This window comes from Streptomyces spectabilis (assembly GCF_008704795.1).
In the GTDB taxonomy this organism is placed as follows: domain Bacteria; phylum Actinomycetota; class Actinomycetes; order Streptomycetales; family Streptomycetaceae; genus Streptomyces; species Streptomyces spectabilis.
Window position 1 is genome coordinate 6,633,576 of sequence record NZ_CP023690.1, and the last position, 17,991, is coordinate 6,651,566.

General features: G+C 72.8%; 15 protein-coding genes. 11 read left to right on the plus strand and 4 right to left on the minus strand.

Translation table 11 applies throughout. From position 1 onward, the window contains the following. Window positions 1–75: 75 nt before the first annotated feature. Window positions 76–1,047, minus strand: a complete 972-nt coding sequence (locus CP982_RS29245; RefSeq protein ID WP_229878461.1) for an NADP-dependent oxidoreductase — start codon at window positions 1,045–1,047, stop codon at window positions 76–78. Between the two features lie 116 nt (window positions 1,048–1,163). Here CP982_RS29245 and CP982_RS29250 point away from each other — a divergent pair, with 116 nt between their 5' ends. Next, window positions 1,164–2,183: a GlxA family transcriptional regulator gene (locus CP982_RS29250; RefSeq protein ID WP_150513209.1), complete on the plus strand. Its 1,020-nt coding sequence runs from the start codon at window positions 1,164–1,166 to the stop codon at window positions 2,181–2,183. Here the strand turns inward: CP982_RS29250 and CP982_RS29255 are convergent. Continuing rightward, window positions 2,150–2,491, minus strand: coding sequence for a DUF427 domain-containing protein (locus tag CP982_RS29255; protein WP_030676324.1), 342 nt, complete (start codon window positions 2,489–2,491; stop codon window positions 2,150–2,152). The two genes, CP982_RS29250 and CP982_RS29255, sit on opposite strands and share 34 nt — an antisense overlap. 109 nt (window positions 2,492–2,600) lie before the next feature. Here CP982_RS29255 and CP982_RS29260 point away from each other — a divergent pair, with 109 nt between their 5' ends. The 4 genes from CP982_RS29260 (at window position 2,601) to ligA (ending at window position 7,238) form a co-directional block, all read left to right on the plus strand. Then, the gene (locus CP982_RS29260; protein WP_150513210.1) at window positions 2,601–3,140 is read left to right on the plus strand and encodes an LOG family protein; all 540 of its coding nucleotides are present in this window, start codon (window positions 2,601–2,603) and stop codon (window positions 3,138–3,140) included. Between the two features lie 168 nt (window positions 3,141–3,308). Next, window positions 3,309–3,998 carry an SDR family oxidoreductase gene (locus tag CP982_RS29265; protein ID WP_150513211.1) on the plus strand — a complete coding sequence of 230 codons (690 nt, stop codon included), beginning with the start codon at window positions 3,309–3,311 and terminating at the stop codon, window positions 3,996–3,998. 8 nt (window positions 3,999–4,006) lie between these two features. Further along, window positions 4,007–5,023, plus strand: coding sequence for a methionine synthase (locus CP982_RS29270; protein WP_268255435.1), 1,017 nt, complete (start codon window positions 4,007–4,009; stop codon window positions 5,021–5,023). Window positions 5,024–5,054: 31 nt separating this feature from the next. Further along, complete coding sequence (ligA, locus tag CP982_RS29275) at window positions 5,055–7,238, plus strand: NAD-dependent DNA ligase LigA (RefSeq protein ID WP_150513213.1); 2,184 nt, start codon at window positions 5,055–5,057, stop codon at window positions 7,236–7,238. Between the two features lie 283 nt (window positions 7,239–7,521). Here ligA and CP982_RS41875 read toward each other — a convergent pair whose 3' ends face one another. After that, the gene (locus CP982_RS41875; RefSeq protein WP_170316505.1) at window positions 7,522–7,677 is read right to left on the minus strand and encodes a hypothetical protein; all 156 of its coding nucleotides are present in this window, start codon (window positions 7,675–7,677) and stop codon (window positions 7,522–7,524) included. 471 nt (window positions 7,678–8,148) lie between these two features. On the opposite strand from CP982_RS41875, the gene CP982_RS29280 reads away from it, so the two are divergent. Then, window positions 8,149–10,230 (plus strand): putative bifunctional diguanylate cyclase/phosphodiesterase, encoded by a 2,082-nt coding sequence (locus tag CP982_RS29280; RefSeq protein ID WP_150515765.1) that lies wholly within the window; start codon window positions 8,149–8,151, stop codon window positions 10,228–10,230. 49 nt (window positions 10,231–10,279) lie between these two features. Here CP982_RS29280 and CP982_RS29285 read toward each other — a convergent pair whose 3' ends face one another. After that, window positions 10,280–11,599, minus strand: coding sequence for a glycosyltransferase 87 family protein (locus CP982_RS29285; protein WP_170316506.1), 1,320 nt, complete (start codon window positions 11,597–11,599; stop codon window positions 10,280–10,282). A gap of 377 nt (window positions 11,600–11,976) precedes the next feature. Here CP982_RS29285 and gatC point away from each other — a divergent pair, with 377 nt between their 5' ends. From gatC to CP982_RS29310, 5 genes are all read left to right on the plus strand, one after another. Further along, window positions 11,977–12,273, plus strand: a complete 297-nt coding sequence (gene gatC, locus CP982_RS29290; protein ID WP_016642027.1) for an Asp-tRNA(Asn)/Glu-tRNA(Gln) amidotransferase subunit GatC — start codon at window positions 11,977–11,979, stop codon at window positions 12,271–12,273. A 6-nt stretch (window positions 12,274–12,279) separates the two neighbouring features. Next, window positions 12,280–13,773: an Asp-tRNA(Asn)/Glu-tRNA(Gln) amidotransferase subunit GatA gene (gene gatA, locus CP982_RS29295; protein ID WP_150513215.1), complete on the plus strand. Its 1,494-nt coding sequence runs from the start codon at window positions 12,280–12,282 to the stop codon at window positions 13,771–13,773. Next, window positions 13,770–14,015 carry a membrane protein gene (locus CP982_RS29300; RefSeq protein WP_030676354.1) on the plus strand — a complete coding sequence of 82 codons (246 nt, stop codon included), beginning with the start codon at window positions 13,770–13,772 and terminating at the stop codon, window positions 14,013–14,015. Before gatA ends, CP982_RS29300 begins: the two co-directional genes overlap by 4 nt. Window positions 14,016–14,033: 18 nt before the next feature. Next, complete coding sequence (gatB, locus tag CP982_RS29305; RefSeq protein WP_150513216.1) at window positions 14,034–15,551, plus strand: Asp-tRNA(Asn)/Glu-tRNA(Gln) amidotransferase subunit GatB; 1,518 nt, start codon at window positions 14,034–14,036, stop codon at window positions 15,549–15,551. A 213-nt stretch (window positions 15,552–15,764) separates the two neighbouring features. Beyond that, the gene (locus CP982_RS29310; protein ID WP_150513217.1) at window positions 15,765–17,861 is read left to right on the plus strand and encodes a phosphocholine-specific phospholipase C; all 2,097 of its coding nucleotides are present in this window, start codon (window positions 15,765–15,767) and stop codon (window positions 17,859–17,861) included. Window positions 17,862–17,991: the final 130 nt, after the last annotated feature.

Genomic DNA, 17,991 nt, shown 5'->3' on the forward strand with positions numbered 1-17,991 from the left:
CGCTGGACGCCTGAAGGGGGGCGTGGCCGCCGCCCGTCGGCGGTGGCCACGCCCCCCTTCCGCCGGCCGTGGGCCTCAGACCACCTGGAGCACGATCTTGCCCTGGGTGCGGCCGCGCTCTCCGTAGGCGTGTGCCTCGGCCGCGCTCTCCAGGGGCAGCACCTTGTCGATCGCCGCGCGCAGCTTGCCCTCCTCCACCAGGCGGGCGATCTCCAGCATTCCATGGCGGTCGGGCTCGACGACCGTCCAGCCGGTGTGCACACCGAGGGCCTCGGCCCGCGCGGCGTCGGGGAGCCCGCCCGGGTCGGGGAGGGTCACCAGGTGGCCGCCCCGGCGCAGCACCGGCAGCGACCGGGGACCGTACTCGCCGCCGACGCCGTCCAGGACGACGTCCACGTCCCGCACGGCCTCCGCGAAGTCCGTCGTCGTGTAGTCGATCAGCTCGTCGGCGCCGAGCTTCCGCAGGAAGTCGTGCTTGTCGGCGCGTGCCGTGCCGATGACGTACGCCCCGTGTGCCTTCGCGATCTGCACGGCCAGGTGGCCCACACCGCCCGCGGCCGCGTGGATCAGGACCCGCTGTCCGGCGCGCAGGCCCGCCGTCTCGATCAGGCCCTGCCAGGCGGTAAGCGCGGCCAGCGGCAGGGCGGCCGCCTGCACGTGGTCGACGGCGGCGGGCTTCGGGGCGAAGCGGCGCGCGGGCGCGGTCACGTACTCGGCGTAGCCGCCCGCCTGCTCCGGGAAGCGCGGCATGCCGAACACCTCGTCGCCCGGTGCGAAGAGGGTCACCCCGGGGCCCACGGCCTCGACGGTCCCCGAGACGTCGTACCCGAGGATCGGCGTGTCGCCCCAGGTGCCGAACGCGCCCGCGGCGCGGGTCTTCCAGTCGACGGGGTTCACGCCCGCCGCGTGCACCTTGACCAGGATCTCGGTGAGACCGGGCTCCGGGCGGTCCACCTCCACGGGGACCAGGACGTCGGGGGTGCCCCACGCGCGCGGGCTGACGGCACGCATGGTCGGGCGGGTCGGGTGGTCGCTGGTCGAGCTCATTGATCTTGTCCTTTGCGGTGAGCGGTCCCCGGATCTCCGGCGAACGCTCACCAGCGTGCGGCCCGGCGGCCCGTCGCGGTGCTGGCAGTTTGGCCATCATGTGACAGGATCTGGCCATGAGCTCGTTCACCGCACCCGGCCGCCCCCACCGCGTCGCCGTCCTCGCCCTGGAGGGCGTCTACTCCTTCGAGCTGGGCATCGCCCCCCGCGTCTTCGGCAACGCGGAGGACGCGGCGGGGCGGCCGCTGTACGAGACCGTGGTGTGCACGGTGGACGGGCGCCCGGTGCGGACCGACGCGGGCTTCTCCGTGGCCGTCGAGCACGGCCCCGAGGCGCTCGACGACGCCGACACCGTGGTGATCCCGCCCATGCCCCCTCGCGACGGGGCGTCGGCGGCCGACGGCCTCTCCGCGCCGCTGGCCGCGGCGCTCGCGAGGGTGCGCCCGGGCACGCGTCTGGTGTCGTTCTGCAGCGCCTCGTTCGTCCTCGCGGCGGCCGGGCTCCTGGACGGGCGGCCCGCGACCACGCACTGGCAGGTCGCCGAGGAGTTCCGGCGGGCGTTCCCGCGCGTGCGGCTCGACGAGGACGTGCTCTTCGTGGACGACGGCGACATCCTCACCTCCGCGGGCGTCGCCGCCGGGGTCGACCTCTGTCTGCACCTGGTGCGCCGCGACCACGGCAGCGCCGTCGCCAACCACGTCGCCCGCCGCTGCGTCGTCCCGCCGTGGCGCGACGGCGGACAGGCGCAGTACATCGAACGGCCCGTCCCGGAGCCGACCGTCGCCACCACGGCCCCCACGCGCGCGTGGGCGCTCGAACGCCTCCAGGAGCCGCTGACGCTCGGCGAGATGGCGGACCACGCGCGGATGAGCCTGCGCACGTTCACGCGCCGGTTCCGCGACGAGGTGGGCACCACGCCGGGCCGCTGGCTCACGGCCCAGCGCATCGAGGTGGCCCGTCACCTCCTGGAGAGCAGCGACCTGCCCATCGACCTGGTGGCCCACCGCGCGGGCTTCGGCACCGCCAACTCCCTGCGGCAGCACATGCGGTCCGTGCTCGGGGTGTCGCCCGCGGCGTACCGCAGGACGTTCACGGCCGTCCCTCAGGAGGCCTTCGCCACCTCCTCGGTCTCGTAGAAGCACAGGTGGTCCTTGATCTCGGCCACCTCGGCCTTGGGCTCCGGATAGGCCCACACCTGGTCCTCGCCGCCCGGCAGCGACCAGTAGGAGGCCGTGCCCTTGAACGGGCAGTACGTGTGCGTGCCGGACGGCGTGAGCAGGTCGGTGCGCACGTCCTCGGGCGGCAGGTAGTAGCGCACCGGACAGCCCGTCTCGCGCAGCACCAGCGGACGCTTGCTCTCCGCCACGACCTGCCCGTCGTGCTCCACGCGCACGTGCTGCGTGCCCTGCTCGATGGTGATGCGGTGTCCTGCGGTCACGGTCATCCCTTTCGCTGAGGTCGCGAGGTCGTCCCGTACAGCGCTCGCGGCGGCGCACTTCTTCCAGGGTCCGCCGCCCGCCCGGGTGTCGGTGGCGGAACGTACGGTGGGGCGCATGAACATCTGCGTCTTCCTCTCCGCCGCCGACCTGCCCGAGACCTATACGCGCCCCGCCCGTGAGTTCGCCGAGCTGCTCGGCAAGGGCGGCCACACCCTGGTGTGGGGAGGCTCCGACGTGGGCCTGATGAAGGTCGTGGCGGACGGCGTGCAGGAGGCGGGCGGGCGGCTCACGGGCGTGTCCGTGGGCTTCCTCGCCGCCAAGGCCCGGCCCGGTGTCGACGACATGGTGATAGCCAAGGACCTCGCCGAGCGGAAGGCGCTGCTCCTGGAGAAGGCCGACGCGGTCGTCATCCTGGTCGGCGGCACCGGCACCCTCGACGAGGCCACGGAGATCCTGGAGCTGAAGAAGCACGGCCACACCACCAAGCCGGTCGTGCTGCTCAACACGGCGGGGTTCTACGACGGGTTGCGGGAGCAGTTCCGCCGCATGGAGGACGAGGGCTTCCTGCCGGTGCCGCTGGCCGACCTGGTCTTCTTCGCGGAGGAGCCGGTGGGCGCCCTGGCGTATCTGGAGGAGTCGCTGGGGGTGCGCTGAGGCGCCGGGCGCCCCGGGACGGCGCGGGAGGCGCGCACGGGCACGCGGGCCCCGCGGGAGCGGCCGGCTGCCACCGGCTCGTTCCCGGCCGCCCGCCCCACGCCGCCTCCGGCCGCCCCGCCCCGGCTCGCATCCGGGAGCACGCGGCCGGAATGCGACCATAAGCGCATGGCAACTCATGTGATCACCGGGGCGGGCTCCGGCATCGGGGCCGCAGTCGCCCGCCGTCTCCACGCGCGCGGGGACGCCCTCGTGCTGCACGCGCGCGACGCGGGCCGCGCCAAGGAGCTCGCCGCCGAGTTCCCGGGCGCGAGCACCCTCGTCGGCGACCTGAACGACCCGGACAGGCTCTCCTGGGCCTTCTCGCACCAGGCGCTCCCGGACCGCGTGGACTCCCTGCTCCACATCGCGGGCGTCGTCGACCTCGGCCCGGTCGGCGAGCTCACCCCCAAGGCCTGGCGCCACCAGCTGAACGTGAACCTGATCGCGCCCGCCGAGCTGACCCGGCACTTCCTGCCCCAACTCCGCGTCACCCAGGGGCACGTGCTCTTTGTGAACTCCGGCGCCGGCCTGCACGCGGGCGCCGACTGGTCCGCGTACGCCGCCTCCAAACACGGCCTGAAGGCCCTCGCCGACTCCCTGCGCCAGGAGGAGCACGGCCGCGGCGTCCGCGTCACCTCCGTGTACCCCGGCCGCACCGCCAGCCCGATGCAGGTCAAGGTGCACCAGCAGGAGGGCAAGGAGTACGACGCCGAGAAGTGGATCGACCCCGAGTCCGTGGCGACGACGATCCTGATGGCCCTCGACCTGCCGCGCGACGCCGAGGTCAACGACCTGACGGTGCGGCCCGGACGGTGAGCACGGCGGTGAGCACCGAGGACACCTGGACCCTGGGCCCGGCCACCGGCGTCGGCTCGATGCCCGGGGGCGACGCCCGCGAGAGCGCGAAGACCGTCACCGGCACCTTCGAGACCCCCGAGCAGGGCACCCCGTACCTGGCGGAGCTGCCCGCGCGCGGCCCCGGCGCCGACATGATCGGCCGCACCGCGGGACTGCTCGTCGAGCTGTACGCGCGCGTGGAGCCCAGCGGCTGGCGGGTCGGCGACCGGCCGGGACGGGACACGCGGCGCGCGGTGTCCTGGCTCGGCGAGGACCTCGACGCCCTGGAGGAGTTCACGCAGGGCTACGAGGGGCCCCTGAAGGTCCAGGCCGTCGGCCCCTGGACGCTCGCCGCCGCCCTGGAGCTGAGGAACGGCGAGGCGATGGTCTCCGACCCCGGCGCCTGCCGGGACCTGACCGGGTCCCTCGCCGAGGGCCTCAGGGCCCACCTCGCGCAGGTGCGCAAGCGGGTGCCGGGCGCACGGCTCGTGCTCCAGCTCGACGAGCCCTCCCTGACGGCCGTGCTGCGCGGCCGCATCAAGACGGCGAGCGAGTACCGCACCCACCGCGCCGTGGACCGCCAGGTCGTCGAGAGCGCCCTGCGCGACGTCATGGCCGTGCACGACGGACCGGTCGTCGTGCACTCCTGCGCGCCCGACGTACCGTTCGCGCTGCTGCGCAGGGCGGGCGCGCACGGCCTGTCGTTCGACTTCTCGCTTCTCACCGAGCGTGACGACGAGGTGCTCGGGGAGGCCGTCGAGGCCGGGACGAAGCTGTTCGCCGGTGTCGTGCCGGGCACGGACGGCCCATTGTCAGACCCTGCCGGTAGCGTCATGGGTGTCAGGACGCTCTGGCGCAGGCTGGGGCTGAATCCGGGGTCGCTCGCGGAAGCGGTCACGATCACGCCGTCGTGCGGTCTCGCGGGCGCTTCGCCCGCATATGCCCGGGCGGCGCTCGCGCACTGCGTCCGGGCGGCGAGATCACTCGCGGACAACCCTGAGTAACTGGGCCTGAAGGTAACGGGAGGACGAGACGGTGGCTGTCGAACAGGAAGGCGCGGTGCCGGCCGAGGCGCGCGAGCAGCATGCCCAGCTGGCCGAGCGGATCGAGGAGCACCGCTTCCGGTACTACGTGAAGGACCAGCCGGTCATCAGCGACGCCGAGTTCGACAAGCTCCTGCGCTCGCTGGAGGCCCTGGAGGAGCGCCACCCGGAGCTGCGCACGCCGGACTCGCCGACCCAGAAGGTCGCCAGTGCGTACGAGACGGACTTCGCCTCGGTCGAGCACCGCGAGCGCATGCTCTCCCTCGACAACGCCTTCGACGACGAGGAGCTGGCCGCCTGGGCCGAGCGCGTCACCAAGGAGGTCGGCGCGAGCGCGCACCACTTCCTGTGCGAGCTCAAGATCGACGGCCTCGCGGTCAATCTGACGTACGAGCAGGGCAGGCTCACCCGCGCCGCCACCCGCGGCGACGGCCGCACCGGCGAGGACATCACGCCGAACGTGCGCACCATCGCCGACATCCCCGACCGCCTCCAGGGCGACCGCGTCCCGGCGTTCGTGGAGATCCGCGGCGAGGTCTTCTTCCCCATGGAGAAGTTCCAGGAGCTGAACGCCCGCCTGGTCGAGGCGGGCGACAAGCCCTTCGCCAACCCGCGCAACGCGGCGGCGGGTTCGCTGCGCCAGAAGGACCCCCGCGTCACCGCCACCCGACCGCTGCACATGGTGGTGCACGGCATCGGCGCCCGCGAGGGCTTCGACATCGACCGCCTCTCCCAGGCGTACGACCTGCTGCGCGACTGGGGCCTGCCCACGACCACGCACAGCAAGGTCGTCCAAGGCCTCGACGGCGTCCGCGAGTTCATCACGTACTACGGAGAGAACCGCCACTCCGTGGAGCACGAGATCGACGGCGTCGTCGTCAAGCTCGACGAGATCCCGCTCCAGGGCCGCCTCGGCTCCACCTCGCGCGCCCCGCGCTGGGCCATCGCGTGGAAGTACGCGCCGGAGGAGGTCAACACCAAGCTGATCGACATCAGAGTCGGTGTCGGCCGCACGGGCCGCGTCACGCCGTACGCCCAGGTCGAGCCCGTCACCGTCGCGGGCTCCGAGGTCGAGTTCGCCACGCTGCACAACCAGGACGTGGTCAAGGCCAAGGGCGTCTTCATCGGCGACACGGTCGTGATCCGCAAGGCGGGCGACGTCATCCCGGAGATCCTCGGCCCCGTCGTCGACCTGCGGGACGGCAGCGAGCGCGAGTTCGTGATGCCCACCGAGTGCCCCGAGTGCGGCACGGCCCTGCGGGCCATGAAGGAGGGCGACATCGACCTCCGCTGCCCGAACGGCCAGACCTGCCCCGCCCAGCTGCGCGAGCGCCTGTTCTATCTGGCGGGCCGCAAGTGCCTGGACATCGAGAACTTCGGCTATGTGGCCGCGGCCGCGCTCACCCGCCCCCTGGAGCCCGCCACGCCCCCGATCCTCGACGAGGGCGACATCTTCGACCTGAAGGTCGAGGAGCTGCTGCCCATCAAGTCGTACGTCCTCGACCAGGACTCGGGCCTGCCCAAGCGGGACCCGAAGACCGGCGAGGAGAAGGTCGTGACCTTCTTCGCCAACCTCAAGGGCGAGCCGAAGAAGAACACCCTCGCCATGCTGGAGAACATCCAGGCCGCCAAGGAGCGTCCGCTGGCCCGGATCCTCACCGGCCTGTCCATCCGCCACGTGGGCCCGGTGGCCGCCGAGGCGCTCGCCCGCGAGTTCCGCTCCATCGACCGCATCGAGCAAGCCACGGAGGAGGAGCTGGAGGCCACCGACGGCGTCGGCGAGATCGTCGCGAAGTCCGTCAAGGAGTGGTTCGCCGAGGACTGGCACCAGGAGATCATCCGCAAGTGGCGGGCCGCGGGCGTCCGGATGGAGGAAGAGGGCGGTGACGAGGACGAGGGGCCGCGCCCGCTCGAAGGCCTCACCGTCGTCGTCACCGGAACGCTCCAGAAATACACGCGGGATGGCGCGAAAGAGGCGCTCCAGAGCCGCGGAGCCAAAGTCACCGGTTCCGTTTCAAAGAAGACGGGATTCGTCGTGGTGGGGGACAACCCCGGCTCGAAGTACGACAAGGCCATGCAAGTGAAGGTTCCCGTACTCGACGAGGACGGCTTCGCCGTTCTGCTGGAACAAGGGGCGGACGCCGCCCGGGAAGCCGCGCTTCCGACCGAAGAATAGCGGTTGAAGGCCACCCGTTCAGCGCATACCAGATGCATACGGGTGGCCGGGTCGCATTCGGGCAACCGTAGACGACCGCTGCCCGTGGAAGCCTTCTGCGGCCTACTGTTGAGGTGTGCGCCTGCCGTGCCCCGCATGCGGACGGGGTTTTCCCTGCTCGTGTCGTGGAGAGCCGGGGGATGGGTTTTCAGACGCGGCTGTCAGGACGTGAGTCCGCGTGGCGTGGGCACCGCCGGCTGTGAGAGGGACGGGAATGGAACCGACCGAGAGCGTCGCCCCGGACTCATGGCTGCGGTCGCGCCTGCGGCGCGGGCTCGGTGCGCTGCGGTGCCGCCGCGCCGCCCGGTCGGCCGCGGGCGCCCTCGCCGACGGTGACGAGCGGTCCGAACGGCCCGCCCAGACACCCGAGTTCCGCCCCCGCGAGCGGGCGTGGACGCACGGCGGCACCCTCGCCGACGACACCGCCCCGACGGCCTGGGGGTCGTCTCCCGGCTGCGGAACGGGCTTTTCCGGCCCAGGTGGTGGCACCCAGGGGGGAGTAACGGGCATACGGGGTACTGCTGTTGGTGAGGGACCGGAAGCGGGCGGGCGGGACACGCCCGGGCGGGGCGGCTCAGGTCGAGGAACGTCAGGCCCGGCGGAGGCTGGTGTGACGGCGAGTGCCGAAGACGCGCGGCGGAGTGCGGCCAGTGGTGCCGCGACCCCTTCGACCGTGCGGAGTACGACAGGCGGAGGAGCCCCGGGAGCACGGGGCGGTGCGGGCGGTGCGGGCGGGCCTTCCGGTGTGCGGGGCGCGGTGAGCGCGGCCGCGGGCGGACCCGTCGCCGGGCGGCGCGGGCGGTGGCGCGGCGGACACGCGGCGCACGAGCGCGCCGTGGACCAGACGGACGCCCTTGACGGCCTGGACGGCATGGAGCAGGACGGCCGCGGCTGGCAGCTGCTGCCCATGGCCGTCGTCGCGGCCGCCGCGATCGTGCTCGGCACCGGCTTCTTCCACGCCTTCACCGGCGGCCACCCGCTGTTCCCCTCCGGCACGGTCGGCTGGTCGCTCGCCGTCCTGACCGGCCTGATCGTCGGCCACCTCGTCGCGCTCGGCCGCGACCGCTGGTGGGGCGGCACGGGCTCCGGCGGCGCGCTCACCGTCGCGGTCCTCCTGCTGTACGGCTGGATGCCCGCGGGCATGGTCAGCCTCACCGTCGTCGTCCTCGTCGGGGTCGCCCGCCGCCACCGCTGGCGCCAGGGCGTGCTGCACGGCGCCGTCGACATCCTGGGCATCGGCGCGGGCGCGCTCACGCTCGCCGCGTTCGGCACCGCCCCGGCCGCCGACGCGCCCTGGAATCCCGAGAGTTGGGACCTGTACACGGCCCCCGAGGTGGGCCTCGTCGCCGTCGCGTACCTGGCCGTCACGCGCGTCCTGCTCTGGTACGTGCACGCGCCGCGCACCGGGGCGCTGCCCACCGTCACCCGCACCGCGCTGGTCCGCCAGGGCCTGCTCGGCGTGGCCCTGCTCGGCATCGCCCCGCTGATCTGCGTCGTCGCGATGTCCCTTCCGCTGCTCCTGCCGCTGTTCACGATCCCGCTCGTCGCGCTCGACTCCACGCTGTGGATCGCCCGCGCCAGAGCGGAGGAGCAGCTGCGCGACCCGCTCACCGGGCTTCCCAACCGGCAGTGGCTCATGGAGCGGACCTGGACGGCCCTGGACGACGCGGAGCGCATCGGCGCCCGCTCCGCCCTGATGCTGATCGACATGGACCGCTTCCGCTCGGTCAACGACACCCTCGGGCACCTCGCGGGCGACCGGCTGCTGCTCCAGATCGCCGACCGCCTCCGGCTCGCGCTGCCGCGCGGCGCGGAGGCGGCCCGGCTCGGCGGCGACGAGTTCGCGGTGCTGCTGCCCGTCGCCGACTCCACCACGTCCGCGCAGCGCGTCGCCCGCCAGCTCGTCGGCGCGCTCGGCTCCCCGCTGGACCTCGACGGCCTCACCCTGGTCCTGGAGGCCAGCGCCGGACTCGCCGTCTTCCCCGACCACGCGCCCGACGCCGAGGGTCTGCTGCGCCGCGCGGACGTCGCGATGTACCAGGCCAAGCGGGACCGTACGGGCGTGGAGGTGTACGAGTCCAAGCGCGACTCCAACACCCCCGACCGCCTGGGCCTGTTGGGCGATCTGCGCCGCGCCCTCGACGCGGGCGACGTGGAGCTGCACTACCAGCCGAAGGTCCGCTTCGACGGCGAGGTGGCGGGCCTGGAGGCGCTGGTGCGCTGGGTGCACCCCGAGCGCGGCAAGGTGCCGCCGGACGAGTTCATCGCCATCGCCGAGTCGTCGGGCCTCATGCCGCACCTCACCGAGTACGTCCTGGAGTCGGCCCTCGCCCAGGTCGCCAGATGGCGCTCCCAGGGCCTGAACGTGCCCGTCGCGGTGAACGTGTCGCCGCGCGACGTGCACACCCCCGGCTTCGCGGGCGCCGTCGCCGCGCGGCTCGCCCGCCACGGAGTGCCCGCGGGCGCGCTCCAGCTGGAGATAACGGAACACGTGCTCCTGGAGGACCCGCAGCGCGCCGCCGACACCCTCGCCGGGCTCACCGGGCACGGCGTGAAGATGTCCCTCGACGACTTCGGCACCGGGTACTCGTCCCTGGTGCACCTGCGCCGTCTGCCGGTGAGCGAGCTGAAGATCGACCGCTCCTTCGTGGCCCGGCTCGCCGTCGACACCGAGGACGCCGAGATCGTGCGCTGCACCGTCGACCTCGCCCACTCCCTCGGCCTCCTCGTCGTCGCCGAGGGCGTCGAGGACGACGAGACCTGGGAGCGCCTTCGGGACCTCGGCTGCGACGCGGTGCAGGGGTGGCTCGTCGCCGCGGCGATGCCGCCGAGCGAGACCACGGCGTGGCTGCGGGCCCGGGGCGAGGGCGCCACGCACCGGCCCGTCGACCCGGCGCCGGGGCCCGCCGCCCCGGATCCGACACCGCCGTCGCCGAGCCGCGCGGTGCAGTGACCCCGCGAGGGGAGGGGCGGGCGGCGTTCATCGCGCCGCGCGCCCGTCCTCAGACGCCGGCCGGGCTCTTCTCCCGTTCCTCGCCCTCGCGCCGGGGGCGCGCGAGGCTCGGCGGACGCGAGGGTCGCGCCCGGTGGGCGACCGCCGCCCACACCGCGTAGCCGACGCCCAGCCACACGTACGCGTTGCCCACGACCACGTGGAACGGGTCCCACTGGAGTTCGCGCTGCCAGTGCGGCACGTACCAGAGCAGGCCGTACGGCAGGAGCGGGCGGGACGGATCCCAGGTGCCGAAGCCATCGATACGGATCGGCCACGCCGCGAACAGCGCGAACAGGCCAGCCGTCCACAGCCACGCGGACGCCGTGCGCCGCCGGAGCGCCGCGTCCGCCGCCAGGACGAGCCCGGGCACGATCCACACCCAGTGGTGGGTCCACGACAGCGGCGAGCAGACCAGCATCAGGGCGCCCACCACGCACACCGCGACCAGCTCCCGGCCCCGCCGCGAGGCCCGCGCCGCCGCGCCGAACCCGGCCACGGCGAGCACTCCGCACACCGCTCCCCACACGGGCCCGCCGACGCCGTCGCCGCCGAGGCCGAAGCGGACGAAGAACCCGTTCAGGGACTGGTTCGCCAGGTACTCGCGGCCGCCCGCGCTGCCCGCGAACGCGCCGCCCCAGAAGTCCGCCGACGCCTGCGGCAGCGCCCACCAGCCCGCCGCCACCGTCGCCGCGAAGACGGCCGTGGCCACGGCCGCCGCCCGGTACCGCCGGGTGAGCAGCAGATACACGACGAACAGGCCGGGGGTGAGCTTCAGACCCGCCGCCAGGCCGATGCCCACGCCCTTCCAGAGGCGGCGGTCGGGCGTGGCCAGATCGGTCAGGACGAGCGCGAGCAGGACCAGATTGACCTGCCCGAAGTCCAGGTTCTGCAGCACCGGCTCGGTCCACAGCGCGAGGCCGCACACCGCGAGGGCGCACCCGGCGGTGGCCGGGCCTGGGCGGCGCCCCGCCGTGCGGGCCGCCGCCCAGGCGGAGAGCGCCATCGCCACCAACGAGACCACCGCCATCAGCCGGGCGGCGGCGGTCAGGTCCATGTCGCTCAGGGCGCGGAAGGGGAGCAGGGCGACGGGCGGATAGAGGTACGGCAGCGCGTGCACGCCGAACCTCCCGCCGTACAGCTCGTGCTCCGGCGCGGTCGCCGCGTCCAGGTAGACGCTCAGGTCCGCGGGGGTGCGGTGCGCCGTGTACGTCGGGTCGTTGATCAGGCTCCACCACGCGGTGAGCGACAGGGCCAGGGCGAGGGCTCCGGCTCCGAGCACCGCGGGTCCTGGCCAGGGGCCTTTCGCCCCGGGGAGTTGCATGCGCATGCCGGGCATGCTGCGCCTCCCCAGGGCCGGGGCTGGGGCAGCACACCGGGACCGGGCAATTGTCGTACCGCGACGTCCCTCGCGGGGCGCCCCACTGTGCCCATCAGCGCGCTCCGCGCCTCGTCCTCAAACGCCGGACGGGCTGAATGTCTCCGGTGCGGGCCGCAGAAGAAGTGCGGCCCGCAGCGGCAGGATCCAGCCCGTCCGGCGTTTGAGGACGAGCGCGCAGCGCGAGAAAAGGGGTGGGCGGGCGGGAGGAGCCCGGGCCGGTGGACCGTCGAGCGCGCCCCCGCGAGAGGAAAGCGTTTCGCGGTCAGCCGTGCGCGCCCCATAGGATTGGGTCCACATCCATCACGCTCACCCCAGAGGATCGCTGCATGCCTGGCATCACGCGCGAGGAGGTCGCACACCTCGCCCGCCTTGCACGTCTGGAGTTGAAGGACGAAGAGCTCGACCACTTCGCCGGACAGCTCGACGACATCATCGGCGCGGTCGCCCGCGTCTCGGAGGTCGCCGACCAAGACGTACCGCCGACCTCCCACCCGCTGCCGCTGACGAACGTCATGCGCGCGGACGAGGTCCGTCCGTCGCTCACCCCCGAGCAGGCGCTCTCGGGCGCCCCGGCCCAGGAGCAGCAGCGTTTCAAGGTGCCGCAGATCCTGGGGGAGGACTAACCGAACATGACGGACATCATCAAGCTCACCGCCGCCGAGATCGCGGCGAGGATCGCCTCCGGCGAGCTCACCGCGGTCGAGGTCACCGAGGCCCACCTGGCCCGCATCGAGGCCGTCGACGAGAAGGTGCACGCCTTCCTGCACGTCGACCGCGAGGGCGCGCTCGCGCAGGCCCGCGCCGTGGACGAGAAGCGCGCCAGGGGCGAGAAGCTCGGCCCGCTGGCCGGCGTGCCGCTCGCGCTCAAGGACATCTTCACCACCGAGGGCGTACCGACGACCGTCGGTTCGAAGATCCTCGAAGGGTGGATCCCGCCGTACGACGCCACGGTGACGAAGCGGCTCAAGGAAGCCGGCGTCGTCATCCTCGGCAAGACCAACATGGACGAGTTCGCCATGGGGTCCTCCACCGAGAACAGCGCGTACGGCCCGACGGGCAACCCGTGGGACCTGACCCGCATCCCCGGTGGCTCCGGCGGCGGCTCCAGCGCGGCCCTCGCCGCGTACGAGGCCCCGCTCGCCATCGGCACCGACACCGGCGGCTCCATCCGCCAGCCCGCGGCCGTCACCGGCACGGTCGGCGTCAAGCCGACGTACGGCGGCGTCTCGCGCTACGGCATGGTGGCCTTCTCCAGCTCCCTGGACCAGGGCGGCCCCTGCGCCCGCACCGTCCTCGACGCCGCGCTCCTGCACGAGGCCATCGCCGGGCACGACCCGCTCGACTCCACCTCCATCGACGCCCCGGTCCCGCAGGTCGTCGAGGCCGCGCGCAACGGCTCGGTGCAGGGCATGCGCGTCGGCGTCGTCAAGCAGTTCCGCGGCGAGGGCTACCAGGCCGGTGTCGTGCAGCGCTTCGACGAGTCGGTGGAGCTGCTCAAGTCCCTCGGCGCGACCGTCGTCGAGCTGGACTGCCCCTCCTTCGACCTGGGCCTTTCGGCGTACTACCTGATCGCGCCGTCCGAGTGCTCCTCGAACCTGGCCCGCTTCGACGCCATGCGCTACGGCCTGCGCGTCGGCGACGACGGCACGAAGTCCGCCGAGGAGGTCACCGCGCTGACCCGCGAGGCCGGCTTCGGCGACGAGGTCAAGCGCCGCGTCATGCTCGGCACGTACGCGCTCAGCTCCGGCTACTACGACGCGTACTACGGCTCCGCGCAGAAGGTCCGCACGCTGATCACGCGGGACTTCGAGAAGGCCTTCGAGCAGGTCGACGTCATCGTGTCGCCGACCACGCCCACCACCGCCTTCCCGATCGGCGAGCGCGCCGACGACCCGATGGCGATGTACCTGGCCGACCTGTGCACCATCCCGACCAACCTGGCGGGCAACGCCGCCATGTCGCTGCCCTGCGGCCTCGCGCCGGAGGACGGGCTCCCGGTCGGTCTGCAGATCATCGCCCCCGCCATGAAGGACGACCGCCTGTACAAGGTGGGCGCCGCCGTCGAGGCCGCCTTCGTGGAAAAGTGGGGCCACCCGCTGCTCGAGGAGGCACCGTCGCTGTGAGCAACAAGACGCTGGCCAAGGCCAAGGGCTTCAAGAAGTCCAGGACCGGCACGTATCTGTCCATCGGCACCACCGCTTTCGGCGCGCTCAGCACGCTCAAGCAGGTCAAGAAGGCCCGCGCCGAGCACGACGCGCTGCAGCTCGTCGACGCCGTCGTCTCCGCGGCCGCCATCGTCACCGGCATCGCCATCCTGGTGCGCGAGCTCAAGCGCATCGGTGACGACGACGTTCTGCTCGGCTGAGAGGGAAGTTCCAACACCGTGACTGTCACGACCACCCCCGACCTGGCGTCGTACGAGGACGCGCTGGCGTCGTACGACCCCGTCATGGGCCTCGAGGTCCACGTCGAGCTCGGCACGAAGACGAAGATGTTCTGCGGCTGCTCCACCGAGCTCAAGCAGGACGCCAACTCGCAGACCTGCCCGACCTGCCTCGGCCTGCCGGGCGCGCTGCCCGTGGTCAACGCCGTCGGCGTCGAGTCCGCGATCAAGATCGGCCTCGCGCTGCACTGCGAGATCGCCGAGTGGTGCCGCTTCGCCCGGAAGAACTACTTCTATCCGGACATGCCGAAGAACTTCCAGACCTCCCAGTACGACGAGCCGATCGCCTTCAACGGCTATCTGGACGTCCAGCTGGAGGACGGCGAGGTCTTCCGCGTGGAGATCGAGCGCGCCCACATGGAGGAGGACACCGGCAAGTCGACGCACGTCGGCGGTGCCACCGGCCGCATCCACGGCGCCTCGCACTCGCTGCTCGACTACAACCGCGCGGGCATCCCGCTCATCGAGATCGTCACCAAGCCGATCGTCGGTGCCGGGGAGCGGGCCCCCGAGGTCGCCAAGGCGTACGTCGCCGAGCTGCGCGAGCTCATCAAGGCGCTCGGCGTCTCCGAGGCCCGCATGGAGCAGGGCCAGATGCGCTGCGACGTGAACCTCTCGCTGCGGCCCCGCGGCCGGGAGAAGTTCGGCACCCGCTCCGAGACGAAGAACGTGAACTCGCTGCGATCCGTGGAGCGCGCCGCGCGCTACGAGATCCAGCGGCACGCGGCCGTGCTCTCCTCCGGCGGCACGATCGTCCAGGAGACCCGGCACTTCCACGAGGACGACGGCTCCACCACGTCGGGCCGGGTGAAGGAGGAGGCGGAGGACTACCGCTACTTCCCGGAGCCCGACCTGGTGCCGGTGGCCCCGTCCCGCGAGTGGGTCGAGGCCCTGCGTGCCGAGCTGCCGGAGCTGCCGCTCGCGCAGCGCAACCGGCTGCGCGAGGAGTGGGGCGTCTCCGCCCACGACATGCAGGCGATCCTCAACGCCGGTGCGATCGGCCCGATCGTCGCCACCATCAACGCGGGCGCGGACGCCGTGTCCGCCCGCAAGTGGTGGATGGGCGAGCTGGCGCGCAACGCGAACGAGCAGGGCGTCGACCTCGGCGCACTGCCCATCACGCCGGAGCAGGTCGCCCGCGTCAGCGCGCTTGTCGCCTCCGGTGACCTGAACGACAAGCTGGCCCGTCAGGTCATCGACGGCGTGCTCAAGGGCGAGGGCGACCCCGACCAGGTCGTCGAGAAGCGCGGTCTGAAGGTCGTCTCGGACGACGGCGCCCTGACGGCGGCCGTCGAGGAGGCCATCGCGGGCAACCCGGCCATCGCGGACAAGATCCGCGGCGGCAAGGTGGCCGCGGCCGGCGCGCTGGTCGGCGCGGTCATGAAGGCCACCCGTGGCCAGGCCGACGCGGCCCGCGTCAAGGAGCTCATCCTGGAGCAGCTGGGCGTCGAGGGCTGACACCCGCGCTTCCGCGCACGACAGGGGCGCCGCATCCGATCCGGATGCGGCGCCCCTTCGCGTGCGCGGAAGCGCGGGGGCGGCGGCAAAGCCGGGACGTTCACCGCGACTTCGGTCCTCGGCCTTCCCTCTGCAACCAGGAGTCACTACCGTCCCAGCTCAGCAGACCAATGGATCACCGGACAACCATTGGGTGTCGACTGGAGGTTGGGCGTGGCAGCGGAGATTTCGCGCAGACGGTTGATGGCAGTGGGCGGCGGCGCGCTCGGCGCCGCCACGGTCGGTTCCTTCCTGCCGCCGTCCCTTCAGGAGGCGCTCGCGAAGGAGCCGCCGAAGGGCGGTCTCGACGCCATCGAGCACGTCGTGATCCTGATGCAGGAGAACCGGTCCTTCGACCACTACTTCGGCACCCTGCGCGGCGTCCGGGGCTTCGGCGACCGCAACGCCGTCCAACTGCCCAGCGGCAAGAGCGTGTTCGAGCAGCCCGGCGCGGGCAGGTCCGTGCTGCCGTTCCCGGTGCGCGAGGCCGCCGCCACGCAGAAGAAGGACCTGCAGTACATCGGTGCCCTCGACCACTCCTGGACCGGCGGCGCCAAGGCCTGGCACGACGGCTGGATGGACGGCTGGGTGACGGCCAAGACCGCCGCCACGATGGCGTACTACACGCGCCAGGACATCCCGCTGCACTACGAGCTGGCCGACACCTTCACGATCTGCGACGCCTACCACTCGTCGATCCACACCTCCACCAGCCCCAACCGCAACCACCTGTGGAGCGGCAAGACCGGGTTCGAGGCGACCGGCGAGCGGGCCGTCGACAACGACGCGTACGACGAGGGCAAGCACCCCGGCTACGACTGGGGGACGTACGCCGAGCGCCTGGAGAGGGCGGGCGTGAGCTGGCAGACGTACACCGAGTGGGAGAACTTCACCGACAACCAGATCGAGTTCTTCACCACCTTCAAGGCCATCGCCCGCAAGGCGCTCGCCCAGACGCAGTTCACGTTCATGGAGGCCTTCTACGCCAAGGTCCGCGACGCCAAGGACGAGCCGGAGCGGGCCAAGCTGCTCGCCGCGCTCGACGCCGGTGTCAAGACGCTGACCAGGCGCGAGCGTTCGCTCTTCGAGCGGGGCCTGCGGCGGGTGCCGACCGGCACCCTTGCCGAGACGTTCGCGCGGGACGTCGCGCGCGGCAAGCTGGCGAAGGTCAGCTATCTGGTGCCGTCCGCCCTCGACTCCGAGCACCCCTCCGTCTCCTCGCCGATCCACAGCGCCACCATCGTCTACAAGGTCCTGGACGCGCTCGCCTCGCACCCCGAGGTCTGGCGGCGCACCGCCGTGTTCATCAATTACGACGAGAACGACGGCTTCTTCGACCACGTGCCGCCGCCCGTGCCGGGCGCCGACGACCCCGACGGCGCCGAGGAGCGCTGGCAGGGCCTGCCGACCGGGCTCGGCGTCCGCGTGCCGATGCTCGTGGTGTCGCCGTGGAGCGTCGGCGGCTATGTGTCCTCCGAGGTCTTCGACCACACCTCCGTGGTGCGCTTCCTGGAGCGCTGGACCGGGGTGCGCGAGCCCAACATCGGCGCCTGGCGCCGCCGGGTCACCGGCGATCTGACCGGCGCCTTCGACTTCGACCGGGGCCACCGGCAGCCGGAGGTGGAGCAGCCCGGCGCGATCCCGCCGTTCAGCGGCCGCTGGCAGCCGCAGCCGCCCGTCCAGCAGTCGATGCCGCGCCAGGAGCCGGGCGTGCGCCGGGCGCGCCCGCTGCCCTACCAGCCGGACGCCGACGCCCGGCCCGCCAAGGACGGCACACTCACGGTGCGCCTGCGCAACGGCGGCCGGCGCAGCGCGCACTTCGCGCTCTACCCCTACGCGGCGGAGTTCCCGGCACCGCAGCACCAGGACGTCCGGCACGAGGGCCGCTGGTCCGTGCCGCTGCGGGGCGACGCCTACCGCTTCACGGTCACCGGGCCGAACGGGTTCCGCCGCGAGTTCGCGGGCGGCAAGGACGGCGCCGCCGCCCTCTCCTCGGCGATCACCCGGCGCGAGCTGCATCTGACCCTGGCCAACCGGGGCAGGAAGCCGCTGGTCTTCACCGTCAAGCCGCTCGGGTACGTGGACGCCGACGACGTCCGGCGGCGCACCCGGACCGTGCGCGTGCGGCCGGGCAGCAGCCGCACCCTCGCCTGGCGGACGTCGGACGAGCGCGGCTGGTACGACATCGAGGTGACGGCCGCGGGCGACGGGGCCTTCCGGCGGCGTCTGATGGGCCACATCGAGAACGGCCGCGCGGGCGTGTCGGGCTGACCCGCCCGACCGGTACGCGGGGTGCGGGGGCATACGGGCGTGGCCCGTGTGCCCCCGCGTGGCATCGGTGGCTCCGTGTGCCCGGATGGAGCTGCCCGAGCTGTTGTGAGGCTGGACACGAAACGGACTA